This is a genomic window from Pseudomonas putida, from assembly GCF_028682635.1.
GTDB classification, from domain to species: Bacteria; Pseudomonadota; Gammaproteobacteria; order Pseudomonadales; family Pseudomonadaceae; genus Aquipseudomonas; species Aquipseudomonas putida_AE.
Genome location: NZ_JANHLK010000014.1, coordinates 127,921 through 144,582 on the forward strand (window position 1 = coordinate 127,921; position 16,662 = coordinate 144,582).

General features: G+C 61.6%; 14 protein-coding genes and 2 tRNA genes. 8 read left to right on the forward strand and 8 right to left on the reverse strand.

The features are described from left to right. Positions 1-148: 148 nt before the first annotated feature. The 8 genes from NPS56_RS18625 to NPS56_RS18660 form a co-directional block, all read right to left on the reverse strand. Complete coding sequence (locus tag NPS56_RS18625; RefSeq protein WP_274075962.1) at positions 149-1,564, reverse strand: sigma-54 interaction domain-containing protein; 1,416 nt, start codon at positions 1,562-1,564, stop codon at positions 149-151. 136 nt (positions 1,565-1,700) lie between these two features. Next, positions 1,701-3,278 carry an ABC transporter ATP-binding protein gene (locus tag NPS56_RS18630; RefSeq protein ID WP_274075963.1) on the reverse strand — a complete coding sequence of 526 codons (1,578 nt, stop codon included), beginning with the start codon at positions 3,276-3,278 and terminating at the stop codon, positions 1,701-1,703. A 14-nt stretch (positions 3,279-3,292) separates the two neighbouring features. Next, positions 3,293-4,315 (reverse strand): ABC transporter permease, encoded by a 1,023-nt coding sequence (locus tag NPS56_RS18635; RefSeq protein WP_274075964.1) that lies wholly within the window; start codon positions 4,313-4,315, stop codon positions 3,293-3,295. Then, positions 4,315-5,373: a microcin C ABC transporter permease YejB gene (locus NPS56_RS18640; RefSeq protein ID WP_274075965.1), complete on the reverse strand. Its 1,059-nt coding sequence runs from the start codon at positions 5,371-5,373 to the stop codon at positions 4,315-4,317. Before NPS56_RS18640 ends, NPS56_RS18635 begins: the two co-directional genes overlap by 1 nt. Next, on the reverse strand, positions 5,373-7,241 hold the full coding sequence (locus tag NPS56_RS18645) for an extracellular solute-binding protein (protein WP_274075966.1): 1,869 nt from the start codon (positions 7,239-7,241) through the stop codon (positions 5,373-5,375). Before NPS56_RS18645 ends, NPS56_RS18640 begins: the two co-directional genes overlap by 1 nt. A 135-nt stretch (positions 7,242-7,376) precedes the next feature. Continuing rightward, positions 7,377-7,658, reverse strand: coding sequence for a peptidylprolyl isomerase (locus NPS56_RS18650; protein ID WP_059405911.1), 282 nt, complete (start codon positions 7,656-7,658; stop codon positions 7,377-7,379). A 106-nt stretch (positions 7,659-7,764) separates the two neighbouring features. Then, entirely contained in the window at positions 7,765-8,646 is an 882-nt protein-coding gene (locus NPS56_RS18655; RefSeq protein ID WP_274075967.1) for an esterase/lipase family protein, read from the reverse strand. A 194-nt stretch (positions 8,647-8,840) separates the two neighbouring features. Next, a complete protein-coding gene (locus tag NPS56_RS18660) occupies positions 8,841-9,908 on the reverse strand; it encodes a 3-deoxy-7-phosphoheptulonate synthase (RefSeq protein WP_274075968.1) in 1,068 nt (355 codons plus the stop codon). 610 nt (positions 9,909-10,518) lie between these two features. On the opposite strand from NPS56_RS18660, the gene NPS56_RS18665 reads away from it, so the two are divergent. From NPS56_RS18665 to umuC, 8 genes are all read left to right on the forward strand, one after another. Continuing rightward, positions 10,519-10,974 carry a GNAT family N-acetyltransferase gene (locus NPS56_RS18665; protein ID WP_425313636.1) on the forward strand — a complete coding sequence of 152 codons (456 nt, stop codon included), beginning with the start codon at positions 10,519-10,521 and terminating at the stop codon, positions 10,972-10,974. A gap of 127 nt (positions 10,975-11,101) precedes the next feature. Further along, a complete protein-coding gene (gacA, locus tag NPS56_RS18670) occupies positions 11,102-11,743 on the forward strand; it encodes a response regulator transcription factor GacA (RefSeq protein ID WP_008015884.1) in 642 nt (213 codons plus the stop codon). 2 nt (positions 11,744-11,745) lie between these two features. Next, positions 11,746-13,569 carry an excinuclease ABC subunit UvrC gene (uvrC, locus tag NPS56_RS18675; protein WP_274075969.1) on the forward strand — a complete coding sequence of 608 codons (1,824 nt, stop codon included), beginning with the start codon at positions 11,746-11,748 and terminating at the stop codon, positions 13,567-13,569. A 32-nt stretch (positions 13,570-13,601) separates the two neighbouring features. Continuing rightward, positions 13,602-14,162, forward strand: a complete 561-nt coding sequence (gene pgsA, locus NPS56_RS18680) for a CDP-diacylglycerol--glycerol-3-phosphate 3-phosphatidyltransferase (protein WP_274075970.1) — start codon at positions 13,602-13,604, stop codon at positions 14,160-14,162. 60 nt (positions 14,163-14,222) lie between these two features. Continuing rightward, positions 14,223-14,298 (forward strand) — tRNA-Gly (locus NPS56_RS18685). A gap of 45 nt (positions 14,299-14,343) precedes the next feature. Beyond that, a tRNA-Cys gene (locus tag NPS56_RS18690) sits at positions 14,344-14,417 on the forward strand. A gap of 210 nt (positions 14,418-14,627) precedes the next feature. Beyond that, positions 14,628-15,053 carry a LexA family protein gene (locus NPS56_RS18695; protein ID WP_046820111.1) on the forward strand — a complete coding sequence of 142 codons (426 nt, stop codon included), beginning with the start codon at positions 14,628-14,630 and terminating at the stop codon, positions 15,051-15,053. After that, positions 15,046-16,323 (forward strand): translesion error-prone DNA polymerase V subunit UmuC, encoded by a 1,278-nt coding sequence (gene umuC, locus NPS56_RS18700; protein WP_274075971.1) that lies wholly within the window; start codon positions 15,046-15,048, stop codon positions 16,321-16,323. The genes NPS56_RS18695 and umuC overlap by 8 nt, the downstream gene beginning before the upstream one ends. Positions 16,324-16,662 lie beyond the last annotated feature (339 nt).

Genomic DNA, 16,662 nt, shown 5'->3' on the forward strand with positions numbered 1-16,662 from the left:
CGGTTTTGAGATTTTCGGTGGTCTTTCCGGCCTCTTCGCGAGCAAGCCCGCTCCCACAGGGATCGTATTCTTCCTGCCATACGGTATCCCTGTGGGAGCGGGCTTGCTCGCGAAGAGGCCATATCTACCAATGAAGATTTATGTCTCTTTATAGAGACTCGGCAATCCCCAGCGCCACCATCTTCTTGTACAACGTCGACCGCCCCAACCCCAATCGTGCCGCCGCTTCAATCACCTTGCCCCCGCATTGCGCCAGGGCGTTTTCAATCAATTGCCGATCAAACCGTTCCCGCGCCGCACTGAACGTCTCATGCGCCACCGGCTCGATACTCAACGGCGCCACGCGCGCAACCGGCATAAACGTGCCGATCGCAGCCCGGATATCCATCTCCGTCAGCCGCAAATCATCACTAAGCAACGCCGCCCGCTCCAGCACGTTGCGCAGCTCGCGAATGTTCCCCGGCCAGGCGTGTTGACCCAGCAGCTCCAGCGCTTCGCCGTTCAGTTCGTGCTGGCTGCGCAGCTCTTCAAGGATCGCTTCACTGAGGGCGGGCAGGTCGTCGAGACGGTCACGCAGCGGTGGCACCTGGATCGGCAGGACGTTGAGGCGGTAGTACAGGTCGGCGCGAAACTCGCCGCGTTTGATCGCCGCTTCCAGGTCGGTCGAGGTCGCGGCGATGACCCGCACATCGCTCTGGATCACCTCGTTGGAACCGACCGGCTCGAATTCCTTTTCCTGCAGCACCCGCAGCAATTTGCTTTGCAGCGGCAACGGCATGTCGCCGATCTCGTCGAGAAACAGCGTCCCGCCCTGGGCGATCTGCAGTTTGCCGGCGCGGCCTTTGCGGTCGGCGCCGGTAAAGGCGCCAGGGGCGGTGCCGAAGAATTCGGCTTCCAGCAGCGATTCGGGGATCGCGGCACTGTTGATGCTGACAAACGCCTTGTGCGCGCGTGGCGAGGCATTGTGGATCGCCTGTGCCAGCAATTCCTTGCCGGTGCCGGTTTCACCGAGCAGCAACACCGGCGAGTCGGTGCTGGCGCTGCGCCGGGCGCGGCGCTTGACTTCCAGGCTGGCGGCACTGGTGCCGATGAAGTGCGCGAAGTTGTAGCGGGTCTGGCGCGCACGCAGCAGCGAGCGCGTGGAAGCCAGCTCTTGCTGCATGCTCATGTAGCGCTTGAGCATCGGTGACAGGCTGCGCAACTCGTCGAACAAGGCAAAACCGATGGCGCCGATCACCTCGCCGGCATCGTCGTGAATCGGCAGGCGCATCACCACCAGCGGTTCCTTGGGGGTGTCCTGCATGTCGAGCAGGATCGGTCGGCCGGTGCGCACCACTTCGCGCAACAGGCTGCCGGGGATCACGCTTTCGCAGGCCTTGCCAATCGCGCTTTCGGCCGATTGCAGGCCGAAACGCTTGGCATAACGTTCGTTCATCCAGACGATGTTGGCGTCGCGGTCGACGATCACCGTGCCTTCACTGGACTGCTCGATGATCTCGAACAGCGAGCGGATCGCCAGCAGGCGTACGCGCTGGTAGTCCTTGAGGCTTTCGGTGGTGTTCATGCGCAAGGTCCTGGATGTGTATTGCCGATAAGGCCGTCTTCGCGAGCAAGCCCGCTCCCACAGGTGATCTGTGTCGGTCACAAATCCCCTGTGGGAGCGGGCTTGCTCGCGAAGGCCGCGACGCGGTCTGACGGGATTATGCCTGCCCCACATGCGCCGCCGCCAACAGCTCCTTGGTGTACGGATGCTGCGGCGAATCGAACACGTCGTGGCTGGCACCGCTTTCGACCACCTTGCCGTCCTTGATCACGATCATGTCGTGGGCCAGGGCGCGCACCACCGCCAGGTCATGGCTGATGAACAGGTAGGTCAGCCCGTGCTTTTCCTGAAGCTGGCGCAGCAGGGCGACCACCTGCTTTTGCACGGTACGGTCCAGCGCCGAGGTCGGCTCGTCCAGCAGGATCAGCGCCGGTTTCAACACCAGCGCCCGGGCGATAGCGATGCGCTGGCGCTGGCCACCGGAGAACTCGTGGGGGTAGCGATGCCGGCTTTGCGGGTCGAGCCCGACTTCCTGCAGCGCCCGGATCACCTCGGCGTTGCATTGCTCAGTACTCAACTGGCTATGCACTTCCAGGCCTTCGCTGATGATCTGCGCCACGGACATGCGCGGGCTGAGGCTGCCAAACGGGTCCTGGAAGACCACCTGCATTTTCTTGCGCCACGGCCGCAACTGTTTCTGCGTCAGGCCATCGAGTGCCTGGCCCTGGAAGCGGATGCTGCCTTCGGAGTCCAGCAGGCGCAGGATCGCCTGGCCCAGCGTGGACTTGCCGGAACCCGATTCGCCTACGATGCCCAGGGTCTTGCCCCGCTGGATATTCAGGCTGATGCCGTCCACGGCCTTGAGGTAAGTCTTGCGTCGGAACAGTCCGCCACTGACCGGAAACTGCACCCGCAGGTCGTGCACCTCCAGGACTTTCTCGCGTTCGTCCCGGGGCAGCGCTACGCCTTCCGGCTCGGCATTGAGCAGCACGCAGCTGTAAGGGTGTTTCGGTGCGGTGAACATCGTCTCGCAGGTGGCCTGCTCGACAATTTCGCCGGCCTTCATCACGCAGACACGCTGGGCAATGCTGCGCACCAGATTGAGGTCGTGGCTGATCAGCAGCAGCGACATGCCCAGTCGCTGTTGCAGCGACTTGAGTAGCAGCAGGATCTTGCGCTGCACCGTCACGTCCAGCGCTGTGGTCGGTTCATCGGCGATCAACAGTTCCGGCTCGCAGGCCAGGGCCATGGCGATCATCACCCGCTGGCGCTGGCCACCGGATAACTGGTGGGGGTAGGCCTTGAGCCGCTCCTTGGGCTTCTGGATACCCACCAGGTGCAGCAATTCGAGAATCCGCGCCTGTGCCGCCTTGCCGGCCAGGCCTTTGTGCACCAGCAGGGTCTCGCCGATCTGCTTCTCGATACTGTGCAGCGGGTTCAGGGAGGTCATCGGCTCCTGGAAGATCATCGCGATGCGATTACCCCGCAGTTTGCGCAATTTGCTCGCATCGGCGCCCACCAGTTCCTGGCCGCGATAACGGATGCTGCCGGTGGTCTCGGTGCCGCATTCGGGCAGCAGCTGCAGGATCGAGTGGGCGGTCACCGACTTGCCCGAACCCGACTCGCCGACCAGCGCCAGGCATTCGCCGGGGCGGATGTCCAGGCACAGGTTGCGCACCACGGTCTGGCCACTGAAGGCCACGCTGAGGTCACGGATTTCGATCAGGTTGCTCATATCAACGGTCCGCTTCACGCACGAGGGTCAAAGGCGTCGCGCAGGGCTTCGCCGATGAACACCAATAGAGAAAGAATCAACGCCAGGGTGAAAAACGCCGTCAGGCCCAGCCAGGGCGCCTGCAGGTTCTGCTTGCCCTGGCCGATCAGCTCGCCCAGGGACGCACTGCCGGCCGGCATGCCGAAGCCGAGGAAATCCAGGGCGGTGAGGGTCGAGATGGCCCCGGTCAGAATGAACGGCAGGTAACTCAGGGTCGCGTTCATGGCGTTGGGCAGGATGTGCCGCACGATCACTTTGCGATCGCTCAGGCCCAGCGCCCGAGCCGCCTTGACGTATTCCAGGTTGCGCCCGCGCAGGAATTCGGCGCGCACTACGTCCACCAGCGCCAGCCAGGAAAACAGCGCCATGATCCCCAGCAACCACCAGAAATTCGGCTCGACGAACCCCGAGAGGATGATCAGCAGGTACAGTACCGGCAACCCGGACCAGACCTCCAGCAGCCGCTGGCCGAGCAAGTCGACCCAGCCACCGTAATAGCCTTGCAACGCGCCGGCGGCGATGCCGATCAGCGCGCTGACGAACGTCAGCATCAAGGCAAACAGGATCGAAACCCGCGCGCCGAAGATCACCCGCGCCAACACGTCCCGCGCCTGATCGTCAGTGCCCAGCCAATTCACGTTCGATGGCGGGCTCGGGGCCGGTTTGTTCAGGTCGTAGTTCGGTGTGTCGTCGCTGAAGGGGATCGGCGGGAACAGCAGCCAGCCACCGTCCTTCTTGATCAGGTTCTGCACATAATCGCTGCGGTAATCGGCCTGGAAGGGCAGTTGTCCGCCAAATTCCTGCTCGGTGTAGCGCTTGAGCGCCGGGAAGTACAACGAACCCTGATAGCTGACGACCAGCGGTTTGTCGTTGGCGATCAGCTCGCCCCCCAGGGTCAGCAGGAACAGCCCGACGAACAGCCACAACGACCACCAGCCGCGACGGTTTTTCTTGAAGCGCTCGAAGCGGCGTCGGCCCAGCGGCGAAAGCTTGAGCATCAGGCGTTCCTCGCGGCGAAATCGATGCGCGGATCGACCAGGGTGTAGCACAGGTCGCCGACCAGTTTTATCAGCAGGCCGAACAGGGTGAAGATGAACAGCGAACCGAACACCACCGGGTAGTCCCGGGACACGGCCGCTTCGTAGCTCATGCGGCCCAGGCCATCGAGGGAGAAGATCACTTCAATCAGCAGGGACCCGGCAAAAAACACGCTGATGAAGGCCTGGGGAATCCCCGACACCACCAGCAACATGGCGTTGCGAAATACGTGGCCGTACAGCACCCGGCGCTCGCTCAGGCCCTTGGCGCGGGCGGTGACTACGTACTGACGAGTGATTTCGTTGAGAAACGAATTCTTGGTCAGGATGGTCAGGGTCGCGAAACCGCCAATCACCAGGGCGGTCACCGGCAGCACCAGGTGCCAGAAGTAATCGGCGACCTTGCCCAGGGTCGACAGCGACTCGAAATTGTCCGAGACCAGCCCGCGCACCGGGAACCAGTTCAGCGAGGTGCCACCGGCGAACACCACGATCAGGAACATGGCGAACAGGAAGGCCGGCATGGCATAGCCGATGATGATTGCGGTGCTGCTCCAGACATCGAAGTGGCTACCGTGGTGCACCGCCTTGCGGATCCCCAGGGGAATCGACACCAGGTAGGTGATCAGCGTCGCCCAGAGCCCGAGGGAAATGGTGACCGGCATCTTTTCCAGGATCAGGTCGGTGACGGTGGCGCCGCGAAAGAAGCTCTTGCCGAAGTCCAGGCGCGCGTAACTGGTGAGCATCAGCCACAGGCGTTCCGGTGCCGGCTTGTCGAAGCCGTATTGCTTTTCGATGTCCTTGATCAACTGCGGGTCGAGGCCGCGGCTGGCGCGGGAATGGCCCATGGTCTCGCTGGAACCGCCACCGACATTGGCGCCGCCGATGCCCTGAAGGTGCGCGATGGCCTGTTCCACCGGGCCACCCGGGGCGGCCTGGACGATGACGAAGTTGACCAGGAGGATGATCACCAGGGTCGGGATGATCAGCAGCAGGCGCCGCAGGATATAAGCCCACATCAGTGCGGTCCTCCGGGGCTGCCGCGACGGATTCGCTCAGCGGTCATCTGCTGGTTGGTCAGTGGCGTGGTGCTCATTTCCCACCAGCTCTCGATGGCTTCGTCATTGCTCGCCTGCACGTTCGGTATGCCGAAGCGATTCCACCACACGGTGGAACTGCCCGGCGGGTAATAGTTGGGAATCCAGTAATAGTTCCATTGCAGCACCCGGTCGAGCGCGTGGGCATAGTGCAGCATGTCGGCCTGGGTGTTGGCGCGGATCAGGCCATTGATCAAGGTGTCCACCGCCGGGTTCTTCAACACCATGTAGTTGTTGGCACCGGGGTCGGTGGCCGAGACCGAGGCGAAGTAGTTGATCAGTTCGCCACCGGGGGAGGTGGTGACCGGATAGCCGGTGACGATCATGTCGTAGTCGCGGCTCATCAGGCGATTGACGTACTGGGACGAATCGATGCGGCGGATGTTCAGGTCGATGCCGATCTGTTTCAGGGTGCGCTTGTAGGGCAGGAGCAAGCGGTCCATGCCGTTCTGGCTGACCAGGAAGGTGAAGCTCAGCGGCTCGCCTTCGGCATTCACCAGTTGATCGCCTTGGGGTTTCCACCCAGCCTGTTCCAGCAGCTCCAGGGCTTGCAGTTGCTTGTCACGAATCAAGCCGCTGCCATCGGTTTTCGGCGCCTCGAACACTTGGCTGAAGACTTCATCGGGGATCTGTCCGCGCAAGGGTTCCAGGATCGCCAGCTCACCGGCATCAGGCAAGCGCCGGGCCGCCAGCTCGGTATTGGAAAAGTAGCTCTGCTGGCGGATGTACAGGTTGCGCATCATCTGCCGGTTGCTCCATTCGAAGTCCCAGAGCATCGCCAGGGCCTGGCGCACCCGGCGGTCCTGGAACATCGGTTTTTGCAGGTTGAACACGAAGCCCTGGGCCGATTGCGGCGCTTCGGTGGCCAGGTGGGCTTTTTGCAGGCGACCGTCGCTCAGGGCCGGGCTGTCGTAGCCAATGGAGTAGCCGGTGGCGGAAAACTCGCGGTTGTAGTCATAGGCGCCGCCGCGCAAAACCTGGCGCGCGACATCGGTGTCGCCGAAGTACTCGATGCTGAAATGGTCGAAGTTGTACAGGCCACGGCTGACCGGCAGGTCCTTGCCCCACCAGTCGGGATTGCGTTCGAAGGTGATGCTGCGCCCCGAATCGACCTTGCCGACCTTGTACGGCCCGCTGCCCAGGGGCGGCTCGTAACCGCCGCCATCGGTAAAGTCACGGCTCTTCCACCAGTGTTCGGGAAACACCGGCAAGGTCGCGATGTCCAGCGGCAGGGTACGGTTTTCGTTGTTCTTGAAGTCGAAGCGCACGGTCAATGGCGATTCGACTACCACGCCTTTTACGTCGGCGAACTGCGTGCGATATCGCAGGCTGCCCTGGGTCATCAGCAGGTCGAAGGTGTAGCGCACGTCCTCGGCGGTGATCGGCTTGCCATCGGCAAACTTCGCCTTGGGGTTAAGGAAGAAGCGCAGGGACAGGCCATCGTCGGAGCGCTCCATCTGCTGCGCCACCAGGCCGTACACCGTGTAAGGCTCGTCCAGCGAGCGCTGCGCCAGGGGCGAGTAGAGCAGGCCATCGATCTGGCTCACGCCGATGCCCTTGTCTATGTAAGGCAGGACATGGTCGAAATGCCCGATCTCGATCGCCGAACGGCGCATCGTCCCGCCCTTGGGCGCCTGCGGATTGGTGTAGGCAAAATGACTGAAGCCGGCAGGGTACTTGGCGGGCTCGCCGTAGACGGTCAACGCATGTTGCGGTGCGGCATTCACACCGGCGGCGCCCAGGAGCAGGGCCACGGCAGTGAACAATGAAGTCGGGAAAGCCAGTCGCATTTTCAGCCTTAGAGCCGGGTGGTCGTCAACCACGATTTGTACGCTAGCGGCGCGTCCCTCGCCAGCCGTATTACGTATCTGAAACACGACGGCCCACCAGAAGGCGGGCCGCTGCACAGTAAATCCAGGCGTCTATCAGTCCTGGCGGCTGGTCACTTCCAGCAGGTGGTAGCCGAACTGGGTCTTGACCGGACCTTGCACTACGTTGAGCGGTGCGCTGAAGACCACGGTGTCGAACTCCTTGACCATCTGGCCTGGACCGAACGAGCCCAGGTCACCGCCCTGGCGGCTGGAAGGGCAGGTGGAGTTGGCTTTGGCGACTTCGGCGAAGTCTGCGCCACCTTCGATTTGGGCTTTCAGTTCGTTGCACTTGGCTTCGCTGGCAACAAGGATGTGACGGGCAGTGGCTTTGGCCATGGGAAAACTCTCCATTCAATGTACGGTAAAGTGCTGAGCCTACCGGATTCAGTGGGCTATTTCTCCCCAAAGTTCCGTTGCCAGCGCTCTGGACGGCGGGCCTGGGTCAAAGCCCGGCTTTTTTCAGGCGCTCGGCGTGCTGCACATACAGATCGATCGGGTCGACGCGCCTTACACTTTGACCGCCTGACTGGCGAAGGGTGCCCAGATGGTCCAGCGGATAGTCCGAGCGGATGACGGTGCCCAGGTGGGAGCTGTAGCGGCCGACCAGGCCATCGTTCTGCAAGGGCTCGAGGGAGAAATAACGTGAGAGCGCGCGCATCAGTCCATGGGATGGATCAGCTACGTCAAGTCCTTCAGCCCGCCGCTTGCCCTGCAGGATGCCACTCCAGGAATAGTAGCGCACGCCGTTGACCTGCTCGCGGCCCTTGCCACCCCAGGTCTGCGGCAACCCCTGGGGGTACTTCTGGTTGAAGGCGTTCACGCCTTGCGTGGTCAGGGCGTTCAACGCGGCGACGGCATTTTGCGGCATCCGGCCTTTGCCACTGAGTAACGAAAGAAAGTCGGCGAACAAGGTGGCAATGGTCTCGGCCACGATTTCCGGCAGGTGGCCCGGTGTCAGTGCCTTGCGCAGCAGGTCCGCCAGTTCCGAGCCGTGGTTGGGTCCGCTGACGGACGTCACCGAGGCCACCTTGCCGGGCGCTGTCGCGGCGGCATAGCGTGCGGCCAACGCCCCTTGGCTGTGGCCGATCAGATTGACCTTGTCGGCCCCGGTGCCCTCCAGTACCCGCTGGATCTGGGCCAGCAGCTGTTCGCCGCGTACTTCGTTGCTGTGGGTGGCGGACAGATGCGGGACGAACACCCTCGTGCCAGCGCTGCGCAGGGCCTGCCTGACGTCGTGGAAGAGGTGCACGCTGGCGATCCGCTCGAAGCCGAACAGCCCGTGCACCAGCAGGATGGGATAATGAGTCTTTGCATTCCGTTGCATGTTCATTCCTTTTCCAGGGTTCAAGAAAGTGACTTCGATGTCACTCTAAAGACTCCAGCGCCGCAGCGATGCATGAAATGGCCGCTGTGGCCTGGGGAAAAAGGCATAGGCAGGGTACGAATTCTGGTGGCTGCCGACCCGTCTTCGGATGAAGACGGGTTGGTGCAGCCCGATCATGCCGGTGGTCAGCGGGTTTACTGTGCCCGCAGCCGTTCTGCCGCCTGGCGCAACAGTTGCTCTGTCGCACTCCAGCCCAGGCAGCCGTCGGTGACCGAAACGCCGTACTTCAGCGACGGGCTCAGCGGTTGGCAGCCTTCGAACAAATGACTTTCGATCATCATGCCGATCAGCGAGCGATCGCCCTGCAGGCGTTGTTCCAGCACGTCGTTGAACACGGCGGGTTGGCGCAGTGGATCTTTGCTGCTGTTGGCGTGGCTGCAGTCGACCATGATCCGGGCCGGGATCTTCAGTCGAGTCAAGTCGCCGTGCACGCGGGCGACGCTGGCGCGGTCGTAGTTCGGTCCGTGATGACCGCCGCGCAGCACCAGGTGGGTGTCGGCATTGCCCGGGGTCTGGATGATCGCGGGGTGACCCTGGCTGTCGACGCCGAAGTGGCGATGTGGATGGGCGGCCGAGCGCATGGCGTCACAGGCGACGCCGACACCGCCATCGGTGCCGTTCTTGAAGCCTACCGGCATGCCCAGGCCGCTGGCCATCTCGCGATGGATCTGCGACTCGGTGGTGCGGGCGCCGATGGCCACCCAGCTCAGCAGGTCGTCGAAGTACCCGGCGGCCATGGGTTGCAGCAGTTCAGTCGCCACCGGCAGGCCGAGTATGAGCATTTCCCGCATCAGTTCGCGGGACAGGGTCAGGCCGCCGGCCATGTCATCGCTGCCATCGAGGTGCGGGTCGTACGCCAGGCCTTTCCAGCCCACCGTGGTGCGAGGTTTTTCGACGTAGGCGCGCATCACCAGGAGCATCTGGTCGCTGACGTCGGCGCTCAGGCGGGCCAGGTTGTCGGCGTATTCAAGTGCGGATTTCGGGTCGTGGATCGAGCAGGGGCCGACGATGACCAGCAGACGGGAGTCTTCACCGTCGAGGATTGCGCGAACCGCCTGGCGGTGAGTCGCGACTTGCCGGGCCAAGGCGTTGGTCAGTGGCAATTGCTGCTTGAGTTGCAACGAACTGGGCAGGCGCAGGGTCAGCGCTTCGTTGGCAGAGGTGAGGGTCGACAGTGGCAGAGCAGAGACGGACGAATTCATGTTCAGGCTTCCTGGGCGGCGGCGGGTTCATTCCCGCGCGCTCGGCCCTACTGGGGTGTTCGACAATTGGCCGGATTGGCTGCGTGTGTGTGCTTGCCACCTGTGGGTGACCGATCGGAGGCGGCAGGCTGTCCCGAGCGGAGGGTGGTAAATCGCCAGGCGGTAAAACTGTCGTGACGGTAATAAGTGGCGTAGTTCATTTGTAAAATCCTCTTGATGGCGGAGTGTCGCTAAATGTGTTCGGGCCCAAAAAACAAAACCCCCGGTCGGGAGGCCGACCGGGGGTTGAGAATTCTCTGGTGGCGACCCGTTTGAAGTGGGCGCCGTGTGGGTATCAGGCGCGCCAGTGGCTAAACCAATACCCAAAATAAAAGCGTGCCGGAGTGCACACGTCATTCACCCGGGCAGCCGCAACCGAGCGCGGGGCGCTGGCGGTATGAAGCGGTGGGCGGGCGTTGAACATGGTCTGTCTCCGATGAGTGCACCGAGCTTACTAGAGGCTGGTACGAGGTTTCAATCAGAAAATGCTATCGCTCGGCGCCGGCGTTTTCTATCGCTTGAGCGCCGATGAAGATGTGCCACACTTCTGGTTTTTTGCCACGGGATCAGCATGACGCCATTGATCGATGTTGACTGGCGCCCGGCGACCGATCACGACCTCGATTTCGCCCGGGACCTGACACGCATCAATATGCTGCGCTATTACATCCAGCACGATCTGTTGTGGCTGGACGAAGCGTTCGATGTCGCCTGGGCGGGGCGTGACAACCGGGTGATCGTGCACTTTGATCGTCGGCTGGGGTTCGTCAGCCTGAGCCGGGATGCCCGGGCGCTGTACATCCGCGAACTTCAGGTGGGCCAGGCGTATCGAGGGCAGGGGGCTGGGTCCTGGGCGATCGATCAGGTATTGGCGCTGGCGTGCAGGGAAGGGCGCGGGGCCCTGCGCTTGACGGTGTTTGAAAATAATCCGGCGCGAGCCCTGTACGAACGCAAGGGCTTGAAAGTGGTGGGCAGGGACGAGTGTTTCCTGCGCATGGAGCGTGAAGCCTCCGCGGCAATGCGCTGAAACACGCTGGCGACAAGCCCTGCAAGACGAGTGGAAACTTTTTATATAACGCTTGCCGCTAGGTCTGCCAGTTGCTTTTTGCTAAGGTGGCGGGCAATCCAACAAGATCATATCGCGGGGTGTCTGCTTGATTAGGGTGCTAGTAGTCGATGACCATGATCTCGTTCGTACAGGCATTACACGAATGCTGGCTGACATCGATGGCCTGCAAGTAGTCGGCCAGGCAGAGTCCGGGGAAGAGTCCCTGCTGAAGGCGCGCGAGTTGAAACCCGATGTGGTCCTGATGGACGTCAAGATGCCCGGGATCGGCGGTCTTGAAGCCACCCGCAAATTATTGCGCAGCCATCCCGACATCAAGGTCGTCGCGGTGACCGTGTGCGAGGAAGATCCGTTTCCCACGCGACTGTTGCAAGCCGGTGCGGCAGGCTACCTGACCAAGGGCGCCGGATTGCCGGAAATGGTCCAGGCCATCCGCCTGGTGTTTGCCGGTCAGCGCTACATCAGCCCGCAAATTGCCCAGCAACTGGCGATCAAGTCTTTCCAGCCAACCAACGATTCGCCCTTTGACGCCCTCTCTGAACGGGAGATCCAGATCGCGTTGATGATCGTCGGCTGCCAGAAAGTCCAGATCATCTCCGACAAGTTGTGCCTGTCGCCAAAAACCGTGAACACCTACCGTTATCGCATTTTCGAAAAGCTTTCGATCAGCAGCGATGTCGAGTTGACGCTGTTGGCGGTTCGTCACGGCATGGTTGATGCCAGCCTCTGAAAATGACTGAAATCTTCGATCCAAGCGCCTTCCTGTCGACGGTCAGCGGGCGACCCGGTGTGTATCGCATGTTCGACAGCGACGCACGCCTGCTCTACGTCGGCAAGGCCAAGAACCTCAAGAATCGCCTGTCGAGCTACTTCCGCAAAACCGGCCTGGCGCCCAAGACCGCTGCGCTGGTGGCCCGCATCGCCCAGGTCGAAACGACCATCACGGCCAATGAAACAGAGGCCTTGCTGCTCGAGCAGACGCTGATCAAGGAATGGCGGCCGCCGTACAACATCCTGCTGCGCGACGACAAATCCTACCCTTACGTGTTTCTCTCTGACGGCCAGTTTCCGCGCTTGAGCATCCACCGCGGGGCGAAGAAGGCCAAGGGCAAATACTTCGGCCCCTATCCGAGTGCCGGCGCGATCCGCGAAAGCCTGAGCCTGTTGCAGAAGACCTTTTTCGTCCGGCAGTGCGAAGACAGCTACTACAAGAACCGCACGCGGCCTTGCCTGCAATACCAGATCAAGCGCTGCAAGGCGCCTTGTGTCGGCCTGGTCGACCCGCAGGTGTATGCCGAAGACGTGCGTCACTCGGTGATGTTCCTCGAAGGGCGCAGCAATGCGCTGACCGACGAGTTGTCGGCAGCCATGGAAGAGGCGGCGATCAACCTCGAGTTCGAGCGTGCTGCCGAACTTCGCGATCAGATTTCACTGCTGCGCCGGGTCCAGGATCAACAGAGCATGGAAGGCGGCACGGGTGACGTCGACGTGATTGCCGCGTTCGTCAACCCGGGCGGTGCCTGCGTTCACCTGATCAGCGTGCGCGGCGGGCGAGTGCTGGGCAGCAAGAACTTCTTCCCGCAGGTGGGTATCGAGGAAGACGTTTCCGAGGTCATGGCGGCGTTTCTCGGTCAGTACTACGTCAGCAGCCCCGAACGCGACTTGCCCAGCGAGCTGATCGTCAATGTGGTCCACGAGGACTTTCCGACACTGATCGCGGCCATTCACGAGCTGCGCGGTCGCGAACTGACCATCAGCCACCGGGTACGCGGTACCCGTGCGCGCTGGCAGCAACTGGCGGTAACCAATGCCGAGCAGGCCCTGGGTGCGCGCCTGGCCAACCGGCAACACGTTGCCGCGCGTTTCGATGCCCTGGCAGAAGTGCTCAAGCTGGATGAACCGCCCCAGCGCCTCGAGTGTTATGACATCAGCCACTCCAGCGGGGAGGCGACCGTGGCCTCCTGCGTGGTGTTTGGCCCCGAAGGCCCGATCAAGTCCGATTACCGACGCTACAACATCGAAGGCGTTACCGCGGGCGATGACTACGCGGCCATGCACCAGGCCCTGACCCGACGCTTCAGCAAGCTCAAGGACGGGGAGGGCAAGCTGCCCGACATCCTCCTGGTCGATGGCGGCAAGGGCCAGCTGTCGATGGCCCGCGACGTGCTCAACGAGCTGGCGGTGCCCGACCTGATCCTGCTCGGCGTGGCCAAGGGCGCGACGCGCAAGGCCGGTTTCGAAACCCTGTACCTCAACGACGCCGCCCACGAATTCACCTTGCGCGGTGATTCCCCCGCGCTGCACCTTATCCAGCAGATTCGCGACGAAGCCCACCGTTTTGCGATTACCGGGCACCGCGCGCGCCGCGGCAAGACCCGCCGCACCTCGACGCTGGAAGGCGTTGCCGGGGTGGGGCCGACACGTCGGCGCGATTTGCTCAAACATTTTGGTGGATTGCAGGAGCTGTCTCGTGCCAGCATCGACGAAATCGCCAAAGCCCCCGGGATCAGTAAAAAGCTCGCAGAGTTGATTTATGCAAATCTGCACAGCGAGTAGAATGCCCCCTCACCTCGTAGCCAGTTGTGCCGATGAATATCCCTAATCTGATTACCGTTCTACGCGTCCTGCTCATACCGATCTTCATTTTGCTGTTCTACCTGCCGTACCACTGGAGTTACCTGGCGTCAGCCTCGGTCTTCGCCTTTGCCGCCGCCACCGACTGGCTGGACGGGTACCTGGCCCGACGCCTGGAACAAAGCACGCCGTTCGGGGCCTTCCTCGACCCCGTGGCCGACAAGCTGATGGTCGCCGTGGCCCTGGTGTTGCTGGTACAGGAACACGGCAACCTGTGGCTCACGCTACCGGCTGCGGTGATCATCGGTCGCGAGATCGTGGTCTCGGCGCTGCGCGAATGGATGGCCGAACTCGGCGCCCGTGCGCACGTAGCCGTGTCGAACCTGGGCAAATGGAAAACCGCCGCGCAAATGCTGGCGCTGGTGATCCTGCTGGCCAATCCATCGGACTTCAGCTTCTGGGTCCTGCTGGGCTACACCCTGCTGATGGTGTCCGCGGGCCTGACATTGTGGTCCATGGTCCAGTACTTGCGGGCGGCCTGGCCGCATCTGCGGACCGACGTGCAAAAGAAATAAAACTTTTTTGAATCAAGGGGTTGACGGCGCTTCTGATTTCTATAGAATGCGCCACACCAAGCGGGAATAGCTCAGTTGGTAGAGCACGACCTTGCCAAGGTCGGGGTCGCGAGTTCGAGTCTCGTTTCCCGCTCCAAGTTTTACGCATTTGATGTCGCGCTACTGACAACAGATGTTTTGAGGCCGAGTAGCAAAATGGTTATGCAGCGGATTGCAAATCCGCCTACGCCGGTTCGATTCCGACCTCGGCCTCCACTATTGAAAACCCCGCAGATTAACGTCTGCGGGGTTTTTTATTGCTCTCAGGAAAGTGATGTGTTCCGCAACTTTTGCAAGGCTTTCCGCAACCACCACACCGATTGCTCATTAACTCACCCACCCATCAGATTTTTCCTACAAAGAAATTGACCGCAAGTCCTTCTGGACGTTAACTGTATATTCGTACAGTATTGGAAGTCGTGCGTCATGAGCTTTGCAATTTTAGGACCTATCGGCCAGGGCGGTCGGAAACTGCCGCTCTGCCTGTTCCAGGTGCCGGCGGGTTTTCCATCGCCGGCAGCGGACCACATCGAGGCGCACATCTCCTTGGATGAGGTGCTGAACATCCGTGCACCGCACGTCTACCTGGTATCGATCACCGGGGAGAGCATGCAGGGCGCCGGGATTTTCGAGGGGGACCTGGCGATCGTGGATCGCTCGCTTGAACCGGCCCATGGCCATATCGTCGTGGCCTTGCTGAACAACGATCCGGTGTGCAAGCGCCTGTGCATTCGCGGCAAGGACGTGATCCTGCTGTCGGAGAACCCCAAATACCCGCCACGCTATGTGCTGGAGAGTGACGAGCTGTCGATCTGGGGTGTGATCACCGGCAGTGTGCGCAGCCATGTCTAAGCCCGCGCCGGTCTTCGGTCTGATCGATTGCAACAGCTTCTATGCCAGCTGCGAGCGGGTGTTTCGCCCGGACCTGGCCAAGGTTCCGATCGTCGTCCTGTCGAACAACGATGGCTGCGTCATTGCGCGCAGCTACGACGCCAAGCCTTTCGTGAAAATGGGCGAGCCGTATTTCCAGATAAAGAACAAGCTCCGCCAGCAAGGCATCGTCGCCTTCTCGTCGAACTATGCGCTGTATGGCGACATGAGCGAGCGGGTGATGACGCTGATCGAGTCGATGGTGCCGGCGGTCGAGGTCTACAGCATCGATGAGGCGTTTGCCGACCTGACCGGTATCGAAGGCCTGGACGTACTGGGTCGACGGATTCGCAGCCAGGTTTTGCGCTGCACCGGTATCCCGGTCGGCGTTGGCATCGCCCCCACCAAGACCCTGGCCAAGCTGGCCAACCACACGGCGAAACGCTTGCAGGCGCAGACTGGCGGCGTGGTGAACATCTGCGATCCGGTAAAACGTGACTGGGTGCTGCGCAACACCGACGTGGGTGAAGTGTGGGGAGTGGGCCGGCGCATGAAAGTGCACTTGAACACACTGGGCATCAAGTCGGCCATGGACCTGGCCAAGGCGGACGCCTGGTCGCTGCGCAAGCACTTCAGCGTGGTGATCGAGAAGACCGCCCGGGAACTGGCCGGCACCCCGTGTCTGGAACTGGATGAACCAGACCCGCCGAAGCAGGAGATCTGCTGCAGCCGAATGTTCGGCATGCGGCTCAAGGAGCTTGCACCGATCAAGGAGGCCGTCGCCACCTACATGATGCGCGCCTCGGAAAAGCTCAGGGCGCAGCATTCCCTGTGCAAGAAGATCCGGGTCAGCATCCGGACCGGCATGTTCAACCCCGAGGAAGCCAAATACGCCAACGGTGTGGTGGTGGAGCTGCCGTATCCCACGGATGACGTGCGTCTGCTGACCAAGACGGCCGTAGATGCACTGGATCGGGTATTCCGCCCTGGCTTCGCCTACAGCAAAGCGGAGGTCATGCTGCTGAACCTGTGCCAGCCAGGCGAGTACACCGATGATTTGTTCGCCACCTCGCAACCGGCCGGGGCAAGCCGTGTCATGGCGGTGCTGGATCAGATCAATGGCCGGTGGGGAAGGGGGACGCTTCGCGCGGCCAGTGTGCCGACCAATCCCGACTGGGGCATGCGCCGGGAAATGATGAGCCAGAGCTACACCACGAGGCTGGATCAGCTATGGAGGGTGTCATGTGTTTGATTTCGCGCTGCAGCAAGACCACCCCATCGGCGCGGTCCTTGTGAGGGTGGAAATCGGAGACTTCCCCGGTGTCAGGCATTGGCTGGCGCGGCCGCTGGATGTGCCTGGGTTATGCTGGTAAGCTATTGAAATATAAAGTGATATTCCGGTTCTTGCGATGTGCTGGGCGCGGGGTCACCATCGATCTTGCCCAGCACTGTAAAAAAGCTCCGTAGACGCATGATTTAAGAAGCTTTTTTTTACGCAATCGGCTCGATCCAATCGCCAAAAAACACCGTCGCAAACTTGCTTCACCCGGACGGGATGTATATATTCCCCCCTCTGCTTCACCGCGCTACC

Coding starts and splice junctions, on each gene's coding strand:
- NPS56_RS18625 (WP_274075962.1), bottom strand. CDS start 1,564: ATGAACACCACCGAAAGCCTCAAGGACTACCAGCGCGTACGCCTGCTG.
- NPS56_RS18630 (WP_274075963.1), bottom strand. CDS start 3,278: ATGAGCAACCTGATCGAAATCCGTGACCTCAGCGTGGCCTTCAGTGGC.
- NPS56_RS18635 (WP_274075964.1), bottom strand. CDS start 4,315: ATGCTCAAGCTTTCGCCGCTGGGCCGACGCCGCTTCGAGCGCTTCAAG.
- NPS56_RS18640 (WP_274075965.1), bottom strand. CDS start 5,373: ATGTGGGCTTATATCCTGCGGCGCCTGCTGCTGATCATCCCGACCCTG.
- NPS56_RS18645 (WP_274075966.1), bottom strand. CDS start 7,241: ATGCGACTGGCTTTCCCGACTTCATTGTTCACTGCCGTGGCCCTGCTC.
- NPS56_RS18650 (WP_059405911.1), bottom strand. CDS start 7,658: ATGGCCAAAGCCACTGCCCGTCACATCCTTGTTGCCAGCGAAGCCAAG.
- NPS56_RS18655 (WP_274075967.1), bottom strand. CDS start 8,646: ATGCAACGGAATGCAAAGACTCATTATCCCATCCTGCTGGTGCACGGG.
- NPS56_RS18660 (WP_274075968.1), bottom strand. CDS start 9,908: ATGAATTCGTCCGTCTCTGCTCTGCCACTGTCGACCCTCACCTCTGCC.
- NPS56_RS18665 (WP_425313636.1), top strand. CDS start 10,519: ATGACGCCATTGATCGATGTTGACTGGCGCCCGGCGACCGATCACGAC.
- uvrC (WP_274075969.1), top strand. CDS start 11,746: ATGACTGAAATCTTCGATCCAAGCGCCTTCCTGTCGACGGTCAGCGGG.
- pgsA (WP_274075970.1), top strand. CDS start 13,602: ATGAATATCCCTAATCTGATTACCGTTCTACGCGTCCTGCTCATACCG.
- NPS56_RS18695 (WP_046820111.1), top strand. CDS start 14,628: ATGAGCTTTGCAATTTTAGGACCTATCGGCCAGGGCGGTCGGAAACTG.
- umuC (WP_274075971.1), top strand. CDS start 15,046: ATGTCTAAGCCCGCGCCGGTCTTCGGTCTGATCGATTGCAACAGCTTC.